Below are 3697 nucleotides of genomic sequence, written 5' to 3' on the forward strand. Positions count from 1 at the left end.
GGCGCCACCGACGCCGAGGGGGTGCGGGCCATCGTGGACCGCGCCGCGGCGGTCGGGGTTGGCGCGGTCGTCACGATCGCCGACGACCTGGACTCGGCGCGCTGGGTCACGCGCGCGGCCGAGTGGGACCCACGGGTCTATGCCGCGGTGGCGTTGCACCCCACCCGGGCCGACGCGCTCGACGACGCCGCGCGCGCCGAGATCGAGCGACTGGTGGCCCATCCCCGGGTGGTGGCCGTCGGCGAGACCGGCCTGGACCTCTACTGGCCGGGGCGGCTGGACGGTTGCGCCGCGCCGGCCGTGCAGCGGGAGGCCTTCGCCTGGCACATCGACCTGGCGAAGCGCTGCGGCAAACCGCTGATGATCCACAACCGGGACGCCGACTCCGACGTGCTCGACGTGCTGGCGGCCGAGGGCGCCCCGGACGCCGTGATCTTCCACTGCTTTTCCTCGGACGCGGCCATGGCCCGCCGCTGCGTGGACGCCGGGTGGCTGCTGAGCCTGTCGGGCACCGCGAGTTTCCGCAACGCGCACGCGCTGCGCGAAGCCGTTCCGCTGATACCGCCTGAACAGCTGTTGGTGGAGACCGATGCGCCATTCTTGACACCCCATCCCTATCGGGGGACGGCGAATGAACCGTATTGCCTTCCTTATACTGTTCGGGCGATCGCCGAGCTGGTGGATCGCCGCCCGGAAGAGCTGGCCGAGATAACGACGAGTAATGCTCAGCGGGTGTACGGATTGGTCACAGTGTGAGGTAAACGACCAGGCGATTTGGTTGGAATTCGCCGCGTCGGAGTTGCCCAACCTTGACCGGTTCGTTACCGTCTTGTGATCGAACGGTTTGGGCCTACGGGCCCTTAATTTGTGACTTGCTGCCGAATGAGTGGGTTGTTGAGGGTTGGGTAACGCGCGTTGAGTGTATTGACAAAACTTCATCAGAATCCTTCGCCGATGTTGCGGCTCGTGGTCGGAGGGCTGCTGGTAGTCCTGGCACTCGCGGGCGGATACGCGGTATCGGTGTGCAAGACGGTCACGCTGACCGTCGACGGGGTGGCCATGAAGGTCACCACCATGAAGTCCCGGGTCATCGACGTCGTCGAAGAGAACGGTTTCGCCATCGACGAGCGTGACGACCTGTATCCCGCCGGTGATGTCACGGTGCACGACGCCAGCAAGATCGTGCTGCGGCGCAGCCGCCCCCTGCAGATCTCGCTGGACGGCCATGACACCAAGCAGGTGTGGACCACCGCTTCCACCGTCGACGAGGCGCTGGCCCAGCTCGCGATGACCGACACCGCCCCGGCCGCGGCCAACCGCGGCAGCCGCGTTCCGCTGGCCGGGATGGCGCTGCCCGTCGTCAGTGCCAAGACCGTCCGCATCAACGACGCGGGTGCGATCCGCACGGTGCACCTGGCGGCACCGAACGTCGCCGGCCTGCTGAGCGCCGCCGGCGCGCCGCTGCTCGACAGCGACCAGGTGGTGCCGGCCGCGTCGGCGCCCATCGTCGACGGCATGGAAGTTCAGGTGACGCGTAACCGGATCCAGCAGGTGACCGAGCGGATCCCGCTGCCCCCCAACGCCCGTCGCATCGAAGATCCGGGCCTGAACATGAGCCGCCAGGTCGTCGAGGATCCAGGCAGCCCGGGCACGCAGGACGTCACCTTCTCGGTGGCCACGGTCAACGGCGTCGAGACCGGCCGGCTGCCGATCGCCAACACGGTGATCACGCCCGCCCGCGACTCGGTGGTCCGCATCGGCGCCAAGCCCGGCACCGAGGTGCCTCCGGTCAGCGACGGCTCCATCTGGGACGCGATCGCGGGTTGCGAAGCCGGCGGAAACTGGGCTATCAACACCGGAAACGGGTACTACGGCGGTGTGCAGTTCGACCAGGGCACGTGGGAGCGAAACGGCGGGTTGCGGTTCGCCGCCCGCGCCGACCTCGCCACCCGCGAGGAGCAGATCACCGTCGCCGAGGTGACCCGTGAGCGCCAGGGTTGGGGTGCGTGGCCAGTGTGCAGCGGAAGAGCTGGTGCGCGCTGACCATCCGGCTACTCGGGCGCACCGAGATCAGGCGGCTGGCCAAAGAACTCGAATTTCGGCCACGGAAATCGCTGGGCCAGAATTTCGTCCACGACGCCAACACGGTGCGCCGGATAGTCTCGACCTCCGGGGTCAGCCGGGCTGATCACGTCCTGGAAGTCGGGCCGGGTCTTGGGTCGCTGACCCTGGCCCTGCTCGACCGTGGCGCCGCCGTGACGGCCGTCGAGATCGACCCGGTGCTGGCCGAACGGCTGCCCCAGACCGTCGCCGAGCATTCCAACAGCGAGAGCCAGCGTCTGACGGTGGTCAACCGCGACGTCCTGACCCTCCTCCGCGACGAGGTGGCCACTGGGCCGACCGCCGTGGTCGCGAACCTGCCGTACAACGTCGCCGTCCCGGCGCTGTTGCACCTGCTCGCCGAGTTCCCGTCCATTCGCACCATGACGGTGATGGTGCAGGCCGAGGTCGCCGAGCGGCTGGCCGCCGAGCCCGGCGGCAAGGAGTACGGCGTGCCCAGCGTCAAGGTGCGCTTTTTTGGCCAGGTTCGTCGTTGCGGCATGGTGTCGCCGACGGTCTTCTGGCCGATCCCGCGGGTCTACTCCGGGCTGGTACGCATCGACCGGTACGCGCCCTCGCCATGGCCCACCGACGAGGGCTTCCGGCGCCAGGTCTTCGCACTGATCGACATCGCGTTCGGGCAGCGCCGCAAGACGTGCCGCAACGCGTTCGTGGACTGGGCCGGCTCGGGCAACGAATCGGCGGATCGGTTGCTGGCGGCCAGCATCGACCCGGCGCGCCGCGGCGAGACGCTGTCGATCGACGACTTCGTGCGGTTGCTGCAGCGCTCCGCGGATCGATCCCACGCCACGCCCGAGGCGACTCCCCGCATCGCCGAACAGGGCGCCTCGGCCGGCTGACGGTAAGCCGCCGAAGGCGCCGTTGCGTGTGGTTGGCTCCGAGCAGCGATAGTCTGCTGCGGTGGCTGAGAATGTCTGACGGCAATACCGCCGCGCAGTGGGTGCCCACCGGGTCGGTCACCGTTCGGGTGCCCGGAAAAGTCAACCTCTACTTGGCGGTCGGTGACCGCCGCGAGGACGGCTACCACGAGCTGAACACGATTTTTCAGGCCGTGTCGCTGCTCGACGAGGTGACGGTCCGCAACGCCGACGTGCTGTCGCTCGACATCGTCGGCGAGGGCGCCGAGAAGCTGCCCACCGACGAACGCAACCTCGCCTGGCAGGCCGCCGAGCTGATGGCCGAACACGTCGGCCGGGCGCCGGACGTGTCGATCATGATCGACAAATCCATTCCGGTGGCCGGCGGCATGGCCGGGGGCAGCGCCGACGCGGCGGCCGTGCTGGTCGCGATGAACTCGCTGTGGGAACTCAACGTGCCCCGCCGCGACCTGCGCATGCTGGCCGCGCGGTTAGGCAGCGATGTGCCGTTCGCGCTGCACGGCGGCACCGCGTTAGGCACCGGTCGCGGCGAGGAGTTGGCGACGGTGTTGTCCCGCAACACCTTTCATTGGGTACTGGCGTTCGCCGACGGAGAGCTGCTGACGCCGGCGGTGTTCACCGAATTGGACCGGCTCCGCGAGGCGGGCGATCCGCCGCGGCTGCCCGCGCCCGGGCCGGTGCTGGCCGCCCTGGCCGCC

General features: G+C 69.0%; 4 protein-coding genes. All 4 read left to right on the top strand.

Going from position 1 to position 3697, the window contains the following annotated elements:
- Positions 1–756 (top strand): TatD family hydrolase (locus A9W96_RS09640; RefSeq protein ID WP_156765175.1); only part of this gene is annotated, 756 nt, incomplete at its 5' end.
- A gap of 159 nt (positions 757–915) precedes the next feature.
- Entirely contained in the window at positions 916–2043 is a 1128-nt protein-coding gene (locus A9W96_RS09645) for a resuscitation-promoting factor (RefSeq protein WP_197499469.1), read from the top strand.
- On the top strand, positions 2007–2960 hold the full coding sequence (gene rsmA, locus A9W96_RS09650) for a 16S rRNA (adenine(1518)-N(6)/adenine(1519)-N(6))-dimethyltransferase RsmA (protein WP_067139288.1): 954 nt from the start codon (positions 2007–2009) through the stop codon (positions 2958–2960). The genes A9W96_RS09645 and rsmA overlap by 37 nt, the downstream gene beginning before the upstream one ends.
- Positions 2961–3025: 65 nt before the next feature.
- On the top strand, positions 3026–3697 hold a 672-nt coding region (locus A9W96_RS09655; RefSeq protein WP_197499470.1), incomplete at its 3' end, for a 4-(cytidine 5'-diphospho)-2-C-methyl-D-erythritol kinase.

The organism is Mycobacterium sp. 1245852.3 (assembly GCF_001669335.1).
GTDB lineage: Bacteria > Actinomycetota > Actinomycetes > Mycobacteriales > Mycobacteriaceae > Mycobacterium > Mycobacterium europaeum_A.